This window comes from Neoalteromonas arenosi (genome assembly GCF_030362855.1).
Lineage (GTDB): Bacteria > Pseudomonadota > Gammaproteobacteria > Enterobacterales > Alteromonadaceae > Alteromonas_E > Alteromonas_E arenosi.
The window spans coordinates 56,324-74,141 of record NZ_JAUCBP010000010.1 but is presented as its reverse complement, the minus strand read 5'-3'; the positions used below and the strand labels follow the sequence as shown (position 1 = coordinate 74,141).

The 17,818-nt window shown below is 47.0% G+C and carries 14 protein-coding genes; 9 read left to right on the top strand and 5 right to left on the bottom strand.

Going from position 1 to position 17,818, the window contains the following annotated elements:
• Window positions 1–2: 2 nt before the first annotated feature.
• The 3 genes from QTP81_RS12085 to QTP81_RS12075 form a co-directional block, all read right to left on the bottom strand.
• Window positions 3–1,196, bottom strand: a complete 1,194-nt coding sequence (locus QTP81_RS12085; RefSeq protein ID WP_289365776.1) for an amidase — start codon at window positions 1,194–1,196, stop codon at window positions 3–5.
• Between the two features lie 339 nt (window positions 1,197–1,535).
• Window positions 1,536–2,018, bottom strand: coding sequence for a putative 4-hydroxy-4-methyl-2-oxoglutarate aldolase (locus QTP81_RS12080; protein WP_289365775.1), 483 nt, complete (start codon window positions 2,016–2,018; stop codon window positions 1,536–1,538).
• On the bottom strand, window positions 2,015–2,677 hold the full coding sequence (locus QTP81_RS12075) for a TetR/AcrR family transcriptional regulator (protein ID WP_289365774.1): 663 nt from the start codon (window positions 2,675–2,677) through the stop codon (window positions 2,015–2,017). The genes QTP81_RS12080 and QTP81_RS12075 overlap by 4 nt, the downstream gene beginning before the upstream one ends.
• 232 nt (window positions 2,678–2,909) lie before the next feature.
• On the opposite strand from QTP81_RS12075, the gene QTP81_RS12070 reads away from it, so the two are divergent.
• The 3 genes from QTP81_RS12070 (at window position 2,910) to QTP81_RS12060 (ending at window position 8,972) form a co-directional block, all read left to right on the top strand.
• Complete coding sequence (locus tag QTP81_RS12070; protein WP_289365773.1) at window positions 2,910–3,857, top strand: response regulator; 948 nt, start codon at window positions 2,910–2,912, stop codon at window positions 3,855–3,857.
• A 94-nt stretch (window positions 3,858–3,951) separates the two neighbouring features.
• Window positions 3,952–5,481 (top strand): DUF3369 domain-containing protein, encoded by a 1,530-nt coding sequence (locus tag QTP81_RS12065; protein WP_289365772.1) that lies wholly within the window; start codon window positions 3,952–3,954, stop codon window positions 5,479–5,481.
• A gap of 134 nt (window positions 5,482–5,615) precedes the next feature.
• Complete coding sequence (locus QTP81_RS12060; protein WP_434532983.1) at window positions 5,616–8,972, top strand: amidohydrolase family protein; 3,357 nt, start codon at window positions 5,616–5,618, stop codon at window positions 8,970–8,972.
• A 69-nt stretch (window positions 8,973–9,041) separates the two neighbouring features.
• On the opposite strand, the gene QTP81_RS12055 is transcribed toward QTP81_RS12060, so the two are convergent.
• Entirely contained in the window at window positions 9,042–10,586 is a 1,545-nt protein-coding gene (locus QTP81_RS12055; protein ID WP_289365771.1) for a hydroxymethylglutaryl-CoA reductase, read from the bottom strand.
• Window positions 10,587–11,068: 482 nt separating this feature from the next.
• Between QTP81_RS12055 and QTP81_RS12050 the strand changes: the two genes are divergently transcribed.
• From QTP81_RS12050 to QTP81_RS12025, 6 genes are all read left to right on the top strand, one after another.
• A complete protein-coding gene (locus tag QTP81_RS12050) occupies window positions 11,069–12,340 on the top strand; it encodes an HlyD family secretion protein (RefSeq protein WP_289365770.1) in 1,272 nt (423 codons plus the stop codon).
• Complete coding sequence (locus QTP81_RS12045; protein WP_289365769.1) at window positions 12,337–14,487, top strand: peptidase domain-containing ABC transporter; 2,151 nt, start codon at window positions 12,337–12,339, stop codon at window positions 14,485–14,487. The genes QTP81_RS12050 and QTP81_RS12045 overlap by 4 nt, the downstream gene beginning before the upstream one ends.
• A 31-nt stretch (window positions 14,488–14,518) precedes the next feature.
• The gene (locus QTP81_RS12040; protein ID WP_289365768.1) at window positions 14,519–14,746 is read left to right on the top strand and encodes a helix-turn-helix domain-containing protein; all 228 of its coding nucleotides are present in this window, start codon (window positions 14,519–14,521) and stop codon (window positions 14,744–14,746) included.
• A 78-nt stretch (window positions 14,747–14,824) separates the two neighbouring features.
• The gene (locus QTP81_RS12035; RefSeq protein WP_289365767.1) at window positions 14,825–15,082 is read left to right on the top strand and encodes a hypothetical protein; all 258 of its coding nucleotides are present in this window, start codon (window positions 14,825–14,827) and stop codon (window positions 15,080–15,082) included.
• 190 nt (window positions 15,083–15,272) lie between these two features.
• Window positions 15,273–15,488, top strand: coding sequence for a hypothetical protein (locus QTP81_RS12030; protein ID WP_289365766.1), 216 nt, complete (start codon window positions 15,273–15,275; stop codon window positions 15,486–15,488).
• 61 nt (window positions 15,489–15,549) lie between these two features.
• On the top strand, window positions 15,550–16,473 hold the full coding sequence (locus tag QTP81_RS12025; RefSeq protein WP_289365765.1) for an ATP-grasp domain-containing protein: 924 nt from the start codon (window positions 15,550–15,552) through the stop codon (window positions 16,471–16,473).
• On the opposite strand, the gene hslU is transcribed toward QTP81_RS12025, so the two are convergent.
• Window positions 16,470–17,798 (bottom strand): ATP-dependent protease ATPase subunit HslU, encoded by a 1,329-nt coding sequence (hslU, locus tag QTP81_RS12020; RefSeq protein WP_289365764.1) that lies wholly within the window; start codon window positions 17,796–17,798, stop codon window positions 16,470–16,472. The two genes, QTP81_RS12025 and hslU, sit on opposite strands and share 4 nt — an antisense overlap.
• Window positions 17,799–17,818: the final 20 nt, after the last annotated feature.

The window sequence follows — 17,818 nt, the reverse complement described above, 5'->3', positions numbered from 1 at the left end:
CATCAATTCTCATCTTGTTGCGTTAATGATGCAGTGAGTGTTTTGACTAACTGCAATAGTGTGCGGTCATTACCTGCTGTCATAAGCAAAGAAAAACCATAGGGTGCCACTTGCTTTTCAAGCGGCACATTAATTAGCGGCAAATGGACTTGAGCAGCGCCGGCCAAACCGGCTATCGCGGTTAACGTTAGTATTTGCATCCGCAGGTCGGTAGTATCAGCACCTAGCTGCGGCGCTGTCGTTGGCGTTGTGGGTAAAAACAACGCACTGTGTGGCGACAAATTAGCCGCCAGTAGCGCACACCACTTTGCCTGTACTTGCTTGGCTCGTTGCTCTTCAGCTTCTGTCAGTGCCATCGCCATGGCAAAGCGCTGAGCGATAGGCGGTGCAAAATGCGGCTTGGCAGTAGTTACCCAATCGCCATGAGTTCTCCCAATTTCACGGCCTTGCAATACGCGAAACGCATCCGCTAGCTGCGAGATTAATTGCTGATCATCAATTTCCAGCGATCGAACCTTTTTAAAATGCGGTTTTACTCGCTCAAGTTCTGCGCGCAATAACCTAGCCAATGACGGCTCTACCAGCTCAAACAGCGCATCGAAAATGACTAACTCGTCAACGATTGTCTGTACTTGGGCGGGTAGTAACACATCGCCAACTTGGCTGAGTAAATCGGCCTGCTGACAAAACCATCCCGTGGTGTCGAACGCAGGAGCTAATGGCAACAAACCCGCTGGTTCGATAACTCCGTGGCTTGGGCGGATGCCAAATAACCCACAGTAACTCGCTGGTACTCTTATCGAACCGCCCGTATCAGTACCCAAGCCAATATCAGCTGAGTTAGCGGCGACTGCTGCCGCGGATCCCATACTAGAACCACCACAGGCATGCCCTGGCAATCGCGGATTTTCAGCAGCACCGTAATGCTGATTGTTGCCCTCTAAGCTATAGGCCATCTCGTCTGTTTGGGTCAGCCCGACTAACTCACAGCCTTGATGCATCAGCTTGTTAACTGCATCACTGGTATGCTCTGCCGGTTTAGCTTGGCGCAACCAATCAGGATTGCCCGCACCGTTTTTAAAGCCTTTGATAGCAAATAAGTCTTTTACTGCTAAGCGTTTATTGGCCAGCGAACCGTGGGGCATAAGCTGCCAATTCACTGGGCCGTGTAAACAAAAAACAGCTTGATCACTCACTCACTTCGCCTCGTTATTTGACCGATTGGTCAGGATTATACGTGCAAATTCCCCAAATGCCTATTGATATCTAAGCGTCTGCGCGCGATAGGCAATACTAATGCGGGCTTTAGAATTCAGAATTATTCTATTTCTAGCTCAATTACACGTTATTCTTGCAATAACCTATGCAAGAATTAAGCAAGAACCTTTCCGTTTTTGACAATCCTGTCCGATCGGTTGACAACAAAGGGTTTGAAAAAGACACAAATAATTAGCGCTTGGCTTTAACAACGAGGACTCGATCAAGTTGGTGCTAGCTTGCACCAATTTGGTTCATGTCTTGGTGTCATTACGGCGTTACAGTAAAGGTGCAGGGCTTACGATTAAGCCATTAACATCCGCGTATAACCAATCGCCAGGGCGAATCGTTGCAGATAAGATAGTGACAGCCCGATCGCGGTCGCCAAAGCCGCGCTTTACGGTACTGCGCGGCGTGGTTCCCAATGCCATAACACCGAGCTGCATCTCGCGAAGGATCTCGATATCGCGACAACAGCCATTAACGATGACACCAACCCAGCCATTGTCAATCGCATTGGTGGCCATAATATCGCCAATAAAAGCATACTTGTGACTGGCGAACCCATCGATCACTAAAACCTTACCCTGCCCTGGCTGTTTCAATATTTCCCAGGCCAGAGAGTTATCCTCTGGGCAGGTAACGGTTACGGCTTGACCGTAAAACTTTTGCAAGCCACCAAAATGGCTCAGGCCGCTGTGCGGAACATCAACCGAATCGCGATGTTCGTCGAATAAATCGGGCGTGGTAAATTCAGTCATGATTGCCCCGATTTGATTGAGTCTGGGATTGTCAGACCTACCCCTTTTAAAATGATTGATGCCACTGATTGGGTGATCGCATCAAAATCAGCGTCTTCATATTCGATTTTATTCATGACTAACAGCACTTCAGCCTCAAAATCAGCGTAATACTGAGTGGCACTCCAAATCGTAAAAAGCAAATGGTTCGGGTCGACGGTGTCCATTTTACCTTGTTGCATCCAGGCCTCGAAAACACAAACTTTATCTCTTAACCATGGGCGTGCTTTTACGCGTAGATAGTCTTTTAGATAGGGGGCACCGCGGATGATCTCTGAGGCGAATAACTTTGATTGCATCGGTTGCTTAATCGCTAACTTAACCTTCGCGCGGATATAATTATAGAGCACTTCAGCTGGGTCATGCGCTGGCGTAATATTGTCTAAACCTAAGTTCCAGGTACTGACAATTCTATCGATCACCGCTTCGTATAGGTTGTCTTTACTCTTAAAGTAATACAAAACATTAGCTTTCGGAACACTGGCTTCTTTGGCTATCATACTCATACTCGCGCCGTCGTATCCCGCTTGCGAAAAGAGCTTTTCGGCGGCATCAAGTATGCGTAATTCGTTTTTCAGGCGGGTGACTTCCTTTTTACTCTGTCTGCTGTCGACTGTCATGGTGCTTGCTGCGCTGTGTTATATCCCTGTCATAAATACCATCATTGACCAAAAGGTCAAATTTGGATTAGACGTGTTGATGCGTTGCTGAACAGCGTTGAGGCGAGCTTTATAAATGCGAAGAACCCAATAAGTACGCGGTATACAAGGATTTTTAAGCATCGGTTTTTTAGTGTATTTTTTAAGCTTTTACCGTATAATCACATGGTTCGATTAGTTCCGGTTACGTTTCATGTTTAGTGCTTTTGAGCGCACTTTAGGGTCCAGCGCTCGTGACAAAATTTTGTTAGTGGATGATCAACCTCTTAATTTAGAGTTGTTGCGCTGTTATCTAGAATCCGATTACGACGTCTTCGTGGCGGGCTCGGGAGTAGAAGCGATTCAGCAATGTGAGAGTATAGAGCCCGATATAATTTTGCTCGATGTCAACATGCCGCAAATGGATGGTTTAGAAACCTGTCGAACACTCAAACAAAACCCCTATTTCAACGACACACCGATTGTGTTTGTAACCGCCATGACCACTGAGCAAGAACAACAAAGTTGCTGGGATGCCGGTGGCGACGACTATATTCCCAAACCCGTTCACAAGGCCAGCCTACGCAATCGTGTACGCGCTCAATTGAATGCGCGCAAGCGCAGTCACAACCAGCGCCGTTCAGGTGCTTTAGATTCTATTACACAGTTGCCAACGCGTGATTTAATGGAAGATTATCTGCAGTTTCAAACTAAACTTGCGCTTAAAAACCGGATTGAAATGTCACTGGTGTTATTCGGTATTGATGACTACGAAAAACATCTAACTTATTACGGTAGTGAGGCCAACGAAGTTATGTTATCGCAGGTCGCATTTGAATTACGCGAAGTATTTGTCGACAGCATCAACAAAGTCTTTTGCCACAGTGACGGGGTGTTTTGTGCCGTGTTGCCAGAAACCAATCGCGCTGAAGCCTGGCAATATTCATCGAAAGTACTCAATGCGATGAATATTGCCGCTATCCCTCATCTCACGTCAGAAAAAGGCCATGTAACAATTAGCGCAGGTCTCGCATCGCTAATTGATGCAGGTTTTGACCAACACAACATCATGAGTTTGGCACAGAAAAACTTGCGCTCTGCTAAGCGTCGCGGTGGTAATAATATCGCAGGCTGGAGCCCTACCGGTTTCGAATATATTTAAGCGCCTGACGTTGACTCCTGAAACTGGCCAATAAATTAGTAAGTTCAGTGATTTGAACTATAGTTAGGCCAAGTACACTCAACTATACGGTCCAATGGACGACGAACTCCTATTCGCCGACGACGATTATCAAGAACCCCTGTTACCATCAGGCGAGCAATGGAAAGTTCTGATTGTTGATGATGAGCCGGAAATCCATACTATTACAAAGCTAGTGCTTGACGACATGGAGTTTGACGGTCGCGGGGTGCAATGTATCAGCGCCTATTCAGCTACCGAGGCCAAAGTTCTGCTAAGCAGTGACGACAACCACGATATTGCCTTAGCGATCGTTGATGTGGTAATGGAAACTAACAATGCGGGGTTGGGGCTTATCCGCTGGGTGCGCGAAACTGCTAGTAACCATACCATTCGATTAGTACTGCGAACCGGCCAACCCGGTGAAGCGCCTGAAGAAAGCGTGATCCGCGATTACGATATTAACGACTATAAAAATAAAACCGAGTTAACCGCACTGCGATTAAAAACGGTGACGTTTTCAGCCCTGCGTAGCTATCGCGATATCAAAATCATTGAACGCCACCGGGTGGGTCTAGAGCGAATTATTGCTGCTACAACCGAATTTATAGAATGCGAAACGCTCCCTCAGTTCGCCAATACGATACTGCGCCAAATCGCTATTTTACTCGGCCTTGAAACACAACAAATTGTCTGTTGTGCGATTACCCATAAGTTTGGCAAGGCGCCTCAAGACGGTATTAACGTTTTGGCGAATAATCAGGGACAATGCGGGTCTTCAGAGTGCATTGATGAGGTGATCCGAGAACGCCTAACGCTTGCGTTGGAACAGAAAAAGAGTATCCATAGTAGTGATTATTTTATTGGTTATTTCACCACTAGCCGCGGTACTGAGAACCTGCTATACGTATCACGTGATAGCTCTATGGAGCCTGTCCAGCATCATCTGCTTGAGTTTTTTGCGCACAATATCGCAGTTGCCCACGAGAATTTAAGCTTGCGCGAAACCATTAAAGAATCCCAACGAGAACTATCTTACGTCGTAGGTGAAGCGGTAGAAATGCGATCTAAAGAAACCGGCAGTCACGTCAAACGCGTTGCGCATGTCAGCCATTTATTAGCGACTTTATATGGTTTATCTGAGCACGATGCTGAGATGATCAAACTGGCGTCGCCATTGCACGATGTTGGCAAAGTCGGCATTCCCGATAAAATCCTCAACAAGCCAGGCAAGCATACCGATGAAGAGTTTGCGATCATGCAAACCCATGCCCAAATAGGCCATGACATGCTCAGTCGCAGCGACAACCCAATTCTGGGTTTAGGGGGTATCATAGCGCAACAACATCACGAATGCTGGGATGGCAGTGGTTACCCTAATCAGCTCAAAGGCGAACAGATCCATATTGCCGGGCGTATTTCTGCCGTGGCTGATGTGTTTGATGCATTAGGCAGCAGCCGTTGTTACAAAGATCCATGGCCATTACCCCAAATTGTTGAGTATTTTGAACAGCAACGGGCGAAAAAGTTTGATCCCAAGCTTGTAGACCTATTACTCCAGAATATTGATCAGTTCGTTGCCATTCGCGCCTCTTTCCCCGACTAAATCTAATCGCTTAACCAGTGCCATCTAACGCTTTGCCGACCAATCCACAACGAACTGTGTTAATGTTGCTACGAGACACAAAAAGGCAGCATCTAACGATTGCCTGACTAATAAAAATTCAATAGAGAACTCTAATGAAAACACCTAAACGACTTACCCGCGTGTTTGGCTGGGCAACCCTTTTCATGACGTTAGCTTTCACTGCCAACACATACGCCGACGACCACCAAGAACAAGAATCCAGTGAAAATGACTATTCCGAGTGGGATGTACTCAACCCGCCTCTATCACTTTCGAGTATCGACATCGAGACGGATGAAACAACATGGTCGAGTTTGGATGTTAGCCCAGATGGCAAACAGTTTGTCTTTGATATGTTAGGCGACATCTACATCGTGGACATCAACGGCGGCGAAGCCAAGCCGCTGACACAGGACTTTGCTTGGAACATCCATCCAACCATCAGTCCAGATGGCACAGAAGTCGCGTTTATATCTGACCGCGACGGGCTGAGTAATATTTGGATCATGAACATCGATGGCAGCAATTTGCGTCAAGTGACCAAAGAAAAAAACAATATTATTCACTCACCCAAATGGAGCCCTGATGGCCAATATCTAGTAGGTACTAAAGGCATTATGTCGAGTCGCAGTATTCCTGCTGGCGAAATTTGGATGTGGCATAAAAGCGGCGGCAGTGGCTTAACAATCAAAGCGCGCTCCCATGGTAAGTCAGACCAAAAGAATATCGCTGACCCGGCATTTTCGCCTGATGGCAAATACATCTACTACACGCAAGATGTAACCCCTGGCAGCACCTTTAGTTACAACCGTGACCCACTTAAAGCTATATTTGCGATAACGCGATTTGATCGTGAGACGGGCGAAGAAGAGCGCTACATCTCCGGCACTGGAGGTGCTATTGTGCCAACGCCATCACCAGACGGTAAATCAGTTGCCTATGTGCGTCGTGTTACGAACCGCACGGCACTGTTTATTAAAGACATTGAAACGGGTATTGAAGCACCGATTTTCCTTGGACTCGAGCGTGATATGCAAGAAGGCTTCGGTACCGAGGGCTATTTTGCTTACTTCGACTGGACCCCCGATAGTGAAAACATTGTGTTTTGGACTGGCGGCAAATTTCACGTCATTGATGTTGCAGCAAGTACGCCGGATAACCCGCAAATTACAACCCTTGACGTCAATGTAAAAGCAACATTGCAATACGCTGATGCGTTGCGTTTCCCCGTAGATGTCGCACCTGACGAGTTCGACGTTAAAGCAATTCGCTGGTCACAAAAATCGCCGGACGGCAAAACAGTGTTGTTCCAGGCGTTAGGTAAGTTGTATGTCCGTGATCTGAAATCTGGCAAGACCAAGCGCCTAACTCGTCAAGATGAACACGACGAATACTATCCGCGCTATTCCAATGACGGTAAGCGCATTGTATACACGACTTGGAATGACCAAGAGTTGGGTAGTATTCGCGTGGTTTCAGCGCGCGGCGGTAAGGGCAAAATTGTCAGTCTTACGCCTGGCCACTATATCGAGCCAAGCTTCTCAACCGACGGTGAGCTCATTACCTACCGCAAATTTAGCGGTGGTTACTTGCTGGATCCGACCCACTCAGTAGATTCTGGCATTTATGTATTAAACCTTGATGATGAAGAGACCACGCGTGTCGCAAAACGTGGTTGGAATCCACATTTTGCCGGCGATAACACACGACTGTATTTTACTGAATCCGTTGGTGGTACGCCCTATCCTGAAACGCAATTTGTATCGGTTGACCTCAACGGTGAAGATAAGCGCATACATTTATACGGCGCCGACAAAGTCAGTGAGTACCGACTCTCGCATGACAAACAGTGGGTTGCTTTCGTGCATCAATACAATGCCTATATTGCACCATTTGCCGATAATGGTAAAAAAGTGACTGTTGGCCCCAAAATGACCTCTCTACCGGTCAAACAGGTTTCGGCCCGGGCCGGTGAATACCTGAACTGGGCTCCTAACAATGCGTCTGTGGGTTGGTTCCACGGTCCGTATTTCTTCGAGCGTCAACTCAGCGATACCTTTGCTTTCTTAGCAGGCGAGGAAGCTGAACTGCGCGACGCCGAAGCGGAAGGCATCAATCTGTCGTTCGCGCGCGCTACTGATAAGCCAGACCAAGTGACTGCGATTGTTGGTGGCACAGTGGTTACCATGCGCAATGCTAATGAAGAGCAAGAGATCATCGCCAACGGTGTAGTGCTTATCGAGGGTAATCGTATCAGTGCGGTTGGGAGCGCTGATGAGGTCCAAGTCCCTGAGAACGCATTGGTCGTAGACGCGGCTGGTCACACGGTCATACCGGGTCTAGTCGATACTCACGCTCACGGCGCACAAGGCCGCAATGAGATCATTCCGCAGCAAAATTGGAGTCAATACTCAAATGTAGCGTTTGGGGTAACTACCATTCACGATCCATCAAACGACACGACCGAAATTATGGCAGCAGCGGAGCTGCAGCGCGCGGGTGAGATTGTGGCACCACGTATCTATTCTACCGGGACAATTTTGTACGGTGCAGAGGCGATGGGCTACAAAGCAATCATCAATAATTACGAAGATGCTTATTTCCATGTTCAACGATTGCAAGATGTCGGCGCGATTTCGGTCAAGAGCTATAATCAACCGCGGCGCGATCAACGCCAACAGGTATTACTAGCATCTAAGCATCTGGAAATGATGGTTGTGCCTGAAGGGGGCGGTAAACTGCAGCAGAATCTATCAATGCTTGTTGATGGTCACACAGGGCTTGAGCACTCAATTCCTATCGCGCACGGTTACAACGACTTAACTCAGTTATGGGGTGCAACGCGCTTTGGATACACGCCAACGTTCGTAGTTTCTTACGGCGGATTAATGGGGGAAGAATACTGGTACGATCGCACTGAAGTGTGGAAGAACGAACGCTTAATGCGCTATACCCCTAACTTTTTGATTGAGCGTCGTGCAATTCGCCGCCCAACCGCACCGGATAATCAGTACAACCATATCGACATTGCGACTTATGCGAAAACGTTGCGCGACAATGGCGTTGGCGTACACATCGGAGCCCACGGACAACGTGAAGGGCTTGGTGCGCACTGGGAATTATGGATGATGGAACAAGGAGGCTTTACACCTTGGGAAGCGCTTCGCGGCGGTACTATTGACGGCGCATTCCACCTCGGTATGGATAAGGATATTGGTAGTATCGAAGTCGGCAAGTTAGCCGATTTAGTGGTTATTGAAGGTGATGTGCTGAGCGACTTGAAGCGCAGTGAGTACGTGACCTACACGGTGCTAAACGGTCGCGTTTATGAAGCTGCCACCATGAACGAAGTAGGCAGTGACGAGAAGCGCAACGCATTCTTTTTCGAAGGTAACAATCGGATGTTTATGCCTGCTGAAACTGCCCAGCAGATTGACGCTAAGGCGCATAAATATCACTGGAAACACTAATCCAGTTTGACGTTTAAAAAGCCCGCATTTGCGGGCTTTTTTGTTTTCGCTTTCTCGACGTGACGGCGTCTATCGATTGCGTCCATATTGTTCGTGCGAAGATACCCAATCCTGAGAGGATATCGCTGACGCCAGTGAAATTTCTCCAGCCAGAGCAACGGCTCCGACAATTTCGGCAAACTTCTTACACCGGTCGCGGCCATAACAATCAAGCAACTCCAAGCATTCTTTTTGCGTGCCAATTCCTGTGCCGCCACCGTAAGTAGCAACGATTAGCGAAGGAATAGTAAGTGATAGATACAAATCACCATCATCGGTTAACTCCGAGTATAAAATACCCGCCGACGATTCTGAGACGTTTGCCACATCTTGGCCAGTGGCAATAAACATTGCGGTAATACCATTCGGAGAGTGTAACCCGGTGTTGTTTACGCCAGATAAAAAAGAACCGATTCCCGCAACACGCCCGTGATAATCGATTTGTTTTGGATCGACACGCATAACATTGAGCAGGTGCTCACGTTTAATCGTAGCCTCTGCAGTAATGCGCTTGCCACGAGTACGCATAATGTTGATTTGCGAGGCTTTTTTGTCTGTTGCGAAATTACTCTCGAGGTAAAAATTTTCGACTCCGTCATAGTGATCAAGGATCCAGCCACACGCTGCAAAAGTAGCTCGTCCAACCATGTTTTGCCCTGCTGCGTCACCGGTTTGATAGTTAAATCGACAAAATGCAAATTTGTTCGACAAGTAAGTATCAATATAGGTTAGCTTAGCAACACTCGAGGTCGCCTCTGCTTCTTGACGTACGGTTTGAATGTTTTCATCTAGCCATTTGGCAAAATCGCGTGCCCCGCGCGCATCCTTGAAAACAAACACTGGAGCGCGTTGCATCGCATCATCCACCACTGTAGTGCGCACTCCACCGCTCAAATTGAGCAGTTTCATACCGCGATTGTATGAGGCAACTAATGTTCCCTCGGTCGTCGCTAAAGGTACTACGAAATCACCTTTTGCGTATTCACCATCAATAGTCAATGGACCAGCTATCCCAATTGGTACCTGAGCCACACCAATAAAATGCTCGACGTTACCTTTCAATGAATTGGGGTCAACTGAATAATTCCCCACGTGATTAATTGCACCGCCTGTTCGCTGAGCAAAATATTCTTGGCGAGCTTTGATCATCGCCTCGCCATAATCATCATGTGGATCGCGCGGAATATGTGACGGTTTTTTATCACCCGCAGAGACGACGTCTTCTACTTCGAATTTTAGCTTACCGAACGGACTGGCCTTAAAAGATATACCGATCTTGCGTTTTTCATGACTCACTTCGGCAGCAAATTCAACAAAAATGGTATAAGTCTGCTTCAGGTCAAATGCGACATCCGGTCCACTATTTAACTCTTGTAAGGTTTTCACGTCGTTAGGTCCGGTTTGAATTTTAATCTTATCTTCAGCGACCTTCTCGCCATCAATACTAATCCAATGAAGCTCATTAACCTTCGCGTCTTTAAGACGGTTTTTAAGCATAAAACTAATGCCCGTATCGGTTTTGGTTAGGCTGCCGTGGGTGTACAACTGTTTGAGTAAGATGCTGGGAATAAACATAGGGTGGCCTCTTATTAGTGTTTTTAAGGTATAGCACAATCCTGTTTGATTGCCCGACTGTGACCCACTTCAGTGCCCAAAGGCCTGATTAAAACCAATAACTCCCCTCTTACAGATAGGACATTGATGCCACATATGAGACATATTCACACCTCATTGAAGCCCTATCACAGTTGGTCTATTTGCCCATAGGTTATCAATCGAGTTAAGGCTAATCTGACACAGCCAGCAAGGAGTGCTGTGCACATGCCAAGGTAGTTTCGATGGACGTGGATCAGCGGCATGATGAGCATCGCCATACAACGTGAATAGCAGACAGATGTCAGGGAATTGATGTCAAGGAGCTAGCAATTGTTATGGAAGACAAACCCTTGTTTGGCGATGCAAGAAGGAAACACGAGAGCAGGCAGGGCTCGCCACTACATCCAAGGAAGGATAGCTCTTGCACTTGTTAAGGTAATCAATACAGGCAGGCATTCAATATGACGAAATCGAAGGACAAGATAACACTATTTCGCCGCCAGTCATTGCAGTTTCAGCAACAACGCTTGCAAGGTAGTGTTTTGATCCGAGTTAGTCCGCCTTTGGTCCTGTGTTGGTCACTGCTGTTGCTGTGGATCGCACTTGTCGCGGTCTGGCTCATAACTCAGGAATACACGCGGAAGGTTACCGTTCAGGGTTGGCTCATGCCAGTCACAGGTATCGCTAAACAATTCACCGGGCAACGTCGTGGCATGATTGAATCACTGCATGTGACCGAAGGTCAATTTGTTGTAGCCGGTCAAGCTATTGCTACTATCCGCCCATTCAGTGAAACCGGCTACGACCAGGCGATGCTGACGACTCTCGCCACAGAAATCGACATTCAACTAGCCACTATCGAACAACGAATTACCGCTACTCATGCGCTTGATCAGGCACATATGGCGACCCTAGAGCGCCAGAGACAACATCATCATCAAGCCCAATACAGCATTGTTCAACAGCAACACAATTTGGACAACCAGCTCACCCTTTTAAACAATCGGCTCGAGCGATACAGCACGGCACACCGCTCAGGCCATATCGCTGAAAATGATATTGAGTCACTAACTGAGCAAAAGTTACAGCTAACATTTCGGCGCCAATCAATGGCGAGAGAATACAGTCAATACGCAAATAACATCGAAGCTATCAACAATAAAATTGCCGAGAGCCCGTTGCACACTCAAATACAAATAACCCTGTTGCTCCAACAGTTAAGCGAGTTGCGGCAGCAACGTGCAGAACTGTCTGGCCTACAACAGTTTGAAGTTGTTGCAACCAGCGATGGTGTCGTTGCTAATCTACTAGTGCGCGAAGGACAAAGTATCGAACCAATGCAATCAATACTCAGCTTACTGCCGGCCAATGCAAAACTAGAAGCGCATTTGTTGGTTCCTGTAGGTGCTGCTGGTCAGCTCAAAATCGGCAGTAATATACGACTGAAATACGATGCCTATCCTTTTGAGAAATACGGTTTGCATCTTGCCGAACTGAAATCATTGTCAGCAACCAGTATTAATCCGACCGATCTTTTAGATAATCCGTTACCCGTTAATGCGTCGGTTTATTTGGCATTTGCGGAATTAACCACGGCAAAGATGCAATTGAACGATGAGCCAATTGCGCTGCATGCAGGCATGACGTTAAGCGCCGACATTGAACTTGAAAGCCGTACGCTTTGGGAGTGGCTAATTGGCCCCATTCGCAGTCTGCAAGGAGAATGGCAATGAGCTTTGCAACAAATATCTTAGCTAAAGACCGTTTGCACTTTAATACCAGACGTCATGTACCACTGATCTTGCAGACAGAAGCGGCCGAATGTGGACTTGCGTGCCTAGCGATGATTGCCTGCTACTTCAAATACGAAACGGATCTAACCCGTTTGCGTCAGCGTTTTGCGATTTCTTCCCATGGCGCCACTCTTAAGCAAGTGATGGATATTGCCGCCCAGTTGCAATTGGGGTCACGCGCACTGAAACTGGATTTGGACGATCTTAGCCAGCTTGAAACGCCTTGCATTCTACATTGGGAACTCAAGCATTTTGTGGTTTTAACGGCGGTTAACAAACACCATATTACGATACTCGATCCGGCGCTGGGAGAGCGCAAAGTATTCTGGCCAGAAGTCGATAACTGTTTTACCGGTATTGCTCTTGAGCTGTCACCTACACCTCAATTCATCCCACATGCTGATAAAAACCAGTTGCGCTTCAGTCATTTCTGGTGTCATTTGCATGGCCTGAAGCGTAGTTTAGTCATTATTTTTAGCTTGTCATTGATGCTTCAGTTGTTCGCCCTGCTCAGTCCGTTTTATATGCAAATTGTCGTTGATGAAGTGATTGCCACCGGTGATACCCATTTGCTCGTAGTCTTAGCCTTAGGGTTTAGTCTCTTGTTGTTGATTGAGATGGGAACGTCCATATTGCGCCAGTTAGTCACGCTGCAGGTGTCCAATAGCTTGAGTTTGCAGATGGCCAGCAACGTGTTTAATCACCTCATTCGCCTACCACTAAATTATTTTAGTAAACGCCACGTTGGTGACATTGTCAGTCGCTTTGGTTCCTTGACAACGATTCGACAAATGCTTACGACTGGCATGATTGCAGTTTTCTTAGACGGCTTAATGGCCATCATCACGTTAGTTGTAATGTATGCCTACAATACAATGCTGGCCAGTTTGGTGTTGGGTGTGGTCGGCTTATATGCATTGTTACGGGCGCTACTGTTTCGTCCAATTCGGCGCCTCAACGAAGAGGCCATTGCCGCCAGCGCTAGAGAAAGTAGTCATTTTATGGAGTCTCTACGCGGTGCCCAAACCATTAAGTTGTTTGGTCAAGAAAGCCAACGCCAGTCGCAGTGGCTGAATCGACTAGCCGATTCAATGAATAAGCAAATTCAAATTAGTCGCTGGAATATCGGCTTCGGCGCTGCGAATCAATTACTGTTTGGCTTGGAAAATATTTTGCTCATTTCCTTAGCCGCACATGCGGTGATGGACAACATCTTGAGTATTGGTATGGTCTACGCATTCATCAGCTACAAGACTCGCTTTGTTGGTGCCATGGATGGCCTGATCTCGCAATGGATTGAGTTTAAAATGTTAGGGCTACATTTTGATCGGCTGGCCGACATTGTATTTACGGAACAGGATCCGCAGCTCAAAACCACAGACCTTGGCAACTGTCTAGTTGAGCTGTCCGGCGAAATAACCCTCGAAAATGTGAGCTACCGCTATGCGCCTCAAGAGCCACTCATTCTCAACAATATTAATCTGCATGTAAACGCAGGTGAGACAATCGCAATCATTGGTGCCAGTGGCTGTGGTAAAACTACGTTATTGAAATGCATGATGGGCCTTATACCGCTATCGTCTGGCTTTTTGCGCATGGATGGCCAGGCACCGCAAAATGTGAGTAATTTTCGCCAGCAGATTGGTGCGGTCATGCAAGATGATCGGCTGCTCAGCGGTTCAATCGCCGACAATATCGCTGGTTTTGCAGACAAGGTTGATTTTGCAGCGGTGAAACTAGCCGCGCAAGCAGCTGGGATCGCCAATGAAATTGAAGCAACCGCCATGCAGTACCAAACCTTAATTAACGATATGGGATGCAACTTTAGCGGCGGTCAAAAACAGCGGTTAGTGCTAGCCCGCGCGCTCTATCGAGAACCCAAAATTCTATTTTTAGACGAAGCTACTAGCCATTTGGATGGCGCTAATGAAGCCAACATCCAAGCGAATTTAGATCGTCTGAATATCACTCGAATAATTGCTGCGCACCGTTTAAGCACGCTACGCAACGCCGACAGGATCTACGAATTGGTCGATGGTGTGCTGCATCCAGTGGATGCGCACGACCTGACCAGTAACTCCCACTAACCTTCAACGGAAGAAGACCAAGGAAACAACTATGAATATGCATCAACAACTCGAAAAGCTGTCACGTAGAGAACTTCAGGTAGCAATGAAAATCATGGAGGGATTGCCCAATAAATTGATTGCCCGAGAATTGTTTATCAGTGAGCGAACGGTAAAATTTCACTGCGCCAATATTTATCGAAAACTGGATATTCGCAATCGAGCGAATTTGATGGCCGCCTATTTTAAGGCACTCTACGACGCCACACCCGCGCTCTAGCGCAGTCCGACAACAAACACCCGTGCCTGAGATAAGTGGATTAAAGGCAGGGGTGTTTAGTCTTAAATAAGGATATTTATGCCTAACCCCATTCATTACCAAAAACACCTTAAATTATTGCTGTTTAGCTACACATTTTTCACCCTCGCAGGCGGAAGTGTCTGTTTATTGCTGTACTTTTTTATCACCGGCCAAACGCCAAGTTTGTGGCTGGCAATTACTGTCTTCAATGCGCTGTGGTTTATCGCCTTAGTTTCTGGTTTAAAAGCCAGTTACCTAACCGGGTTAGCCGATCAACCCAAAACGCTACAATTACCCAATAAGCCAAGACAGTAATACCTGTCCTAGTCCTCGCCTTGCAGTCAGTAGCTCTAATAAGTTCAGACGTTATTCTATAGATGTTCACAAGGTGTGAACCCTCAATTTAGGTTGAGATAACCAAGGAAAAGTTGAGGCTAAACACGCGCTTTTTAGTTGTAGTGTTCAGCTCAAACCTTCCTCCATGACTAAATAATTGGAGCCTACAATGCCACATCCATTTGCACGTACTGCCGTTGATTCTCTGCCTGACAACCAAACTTCACAGGTTGTTGGTGGTCAACAAGATGACAAGTTAACTCATACCGATACCAGTAAAGCAACACTGATTAAAACCAACGATCGAATCGTGGGGCCACCCGTGTTCTACACTCAAGCGCTAGGTGAAGATGGTGGCTTTGTGCCACCCACTAGCAAACTGTAAACAGCCGCTAAGATCAGAGCTTGGTAATGAATGCCAAGCTCGTCAAAAGTAAGGAATTACAATGACAAACCGACGCGCTGTTAGCTTAATCATTGGTCAAGACAATGACCCGCATGTTCAACACGTAAGCCGCTGTCTATTAGCACGAAACCGCAAAGTCGCAGTGTTTGATGCCAGCCAATTTCCTATGTGTCATGCCATTAGCTGGGATCCCATTAGCAGTGAGGGCTGGCTGAAGATGGGAGATGACGAAGTGTGTTTCGCCGATGTATGCTCGGTCTATTGGCGATTTTTCCCAGCCTTAACCACCACCGATGTGATTGCCACACAAGACAGCATTAGCGCTATAAAAACCTTACTGAGTGAGCCTCACATCAACTGGGTCAACGGTATTAACGCCATTGAAGGCCACAAAGTAAAGCCCCGTCAGTTAAATCTTGCACACCGATTAGGTGCAAAAATTCCGGCAACATACGTGGGCAATTGCGTCCGCTTAGCGCAGCAGTTTCTTTCCCAGCATCAACAGGTGATATTTAAACCCGTGCACGGTGGCTCACATACCCAATGGTTAGGTGCCGAAAAGCGCTCGCTGGAGCATCTTAGGACTGCGTTAGCCCGAGCACCGATAACATTGCAACGCTGTATCACTGGTACAAACATTCGCACTTATGTTGTTGGTAGCCAGACCTTTAGTGTAGAGTTTTTGAGCAATCAACTCGATTATCGCAATGATCCCAATTGCACAGTGACGGCGATCGCTATTCCTCAGTCAGTACAAAAGCTCGCTCGCCGAATAATGCGTGGTTTAGGCATGCAGTGGACAGCCATTGATTGGCGTTGTGACGCCGATGGCAGATACTATTTTTTAGAAGCAAACCCAAGTCCGATGTTTCTTGCCGTTGAGCGGGAAACGGGTTTACCAATCAGTGAAGCTCTGACCGAATTGCTGATGCAGCCATACAGTCAGAGCTACAGTCCGCTTTAGAGGATAAAGCGGCTCAGATCTTCGTTTTCAACAAGAGCTTCAAGGTGATTGTTAACGTACTCTTCGTCGATAACTATTTTATCGCCTGAACGCTCTGAGGCGTCAAATGAGATATCTTCCATCAAGCGCTCTAGCACTGTATGTAAGCGGCGAGCACCGATATTTTCAGTTCGTTCATTCACTTGCCATGCAGCATGAGCAATACGCTGAATACCTGACTCAGCAAATTCAACATCCACGCCTTCGGTTTTCATCAGGGCAATGTACTGCTCAGTTAATGAAGCGCTAGGCTCGGTCAAGATACGTACGAAGTCCTCCACTTTAAGGGCCGATAGCTCAACGCGAATGGGCAAACGACCTTGCAGCTCAGGGATTAAATCCGACGGTTTACTCATTTGGAAAGCACCAGACGCAACAAACAATATGTGGTCGGTTTTTACCATGCCGTGCTTGGTTGAAACCGTTGAGCCTTCAACGAGTGGTAACAGATCACGTTGCACACCCTCGCGAGATACATCGGCACTGCCGGTGCCTTCGCGTTTACAAATTTTGTCAATCTCATCAATAAAAACGATACCGTTTTGCTCAACGTTAAACAGGGCTTTTTCTTTGAGCTCTTCTTGATTGACTAAACGTGCAGCTTCTTCTTCAACCAATAACTTAAAGGCTTCTTTGACCTTAAGTTTCTTGTTTTTCTTTTGTTGACCCGACAAGTTTTGGAACATACCCTGCAACTGATTCGTCATTTCTTCCATACCTGGAGGAGCCATAATTTCGACACCAACCTGGGGTAAAGCCACATCAATATCGATTTCTTTATCGTCTAACTGACCTTCACGCAGCTTCTTGCGGAATGCTTGGCGGGTCGATTTATTATTGACCTCTTCTTTTTCGCCAAATACGTTTTCTGGCGGCGGGATTAATGCGTCGAGAATACGTTCTTCCGCCGCTTCTTCAGCGCGGAATTTAACCTTCTCCATCTCCTGCTCTTTGGTCAGTTTCACCGAGATATCCGCCAAGTCACGAATGATCGATTCTACTTCTTTACCGACATAACCCACTTCAGTGAACTTTGTCGCCTCAACTTTAATAAACGGTGCATTTGCCAATTTTGCCAAACGGCGCGCGATTTCGGTTTTACCCACACCCGTTGGGCCAATCATAAGGATGTTCTTCGGAGTTACTTCTTGACGCAGCTCCGGGTCGAGCTGCATGCGGCGCCAGCGATTACGCAATGCAATTGATACAGCGCGCTTAGCGTCTTGTTGGCCAATGATATGGCGATCTAATTCGTGGACAATTTCTCTGGGTGTCATTTCAGACATAGTCAATTCTTCTCGTGTTG

Coding starts and splice junctions, on each gene's coding strand:
- QTP81_RS12080 (WP_289365775.1), bottom strand. CDS start 2,018: ATGACTGAATTTACCACGCCCGATTTATTCGACGAACATCGCGATTCG.
- QTP81_RS12075 (WP_289365774.1), bottom strand. CDS start 2,677: ATGACAGTCGACAGCAGACAGAGTAAAAAGGAAGTCACCCGCCTGAAA.
- QTP81_RS12070 (WP_289365773.1), top strand. CDS start 2,910: ATGTTTAGTGCTTTTGAGCGCACTTTAGGGTCCAGCGCTCGTGACAAA.
- QTP81_RS12065 (WP_289365772.1), top strand. CDS start 3,952: ATGGACGACGAACTCCTATTCGCCGACGACGATTATCAAGAACCCCTG.
- QTP81_RS12060 (WP_434532983.1), top strand. CDS start 5,616: ATGAAAACACCTAAACGACTTACCCGCGTGTTTGGCTGGGCAACCCTT.
- QTP81_RS12055 (WP_289365771.1), bottom strand. CDS start 10,586: ATGTTTATTCCCAGCATCTTACTCAAACAGTTGTACACCCACGGCAGC.
- QTP81_RS12050 (WP_289365770.1), top strand. CDS start 11,069: ATGACGAAATCGAAGGACAAGATAACACTATTTCGCCGCCAGTCATTG.
- QTP81_RS12045 (WP_289365769.1), top strand. CDS start 12,337: ATGAGCTTTGCAACAAATATCTTAGCTAAAGACCGTTTGCACTTTAAT.
- QTP81_RS12040 (WP_289365768.1), top strand. CDS start 14,519: ATGAATATGCATCAACAACTCGAAAAGCTGTCACGTAGAGAACTTCAG.
- QTP81_RS12035 (WP_289365767.1), top strand. CDS start 14,825: ATGCCTAACCCCATTCATTACCAAAAACACCTTAAATTATTGCTGTTT.
- QTP81_RS12030 (WP_289365766.1), top strand. CDS start 15,273: ATGCCACATCCATTTGCACGTACTGCCGTTGATTCTCTGCCTGACAAC.
- QTP81_RS12025 (WP_289365765.1), top strand. CDS start 15,550: ATGACAAACCGACGCGCTGTTAGCTTAATCATTGGTCAAGACAATGAC.
- hslU (WP_289365764.1), bottom strand. CDS start 17,798: ATGTCTGAAATGACACCCAGAGAAATTGTCCACGAATTAGATCGCCAT.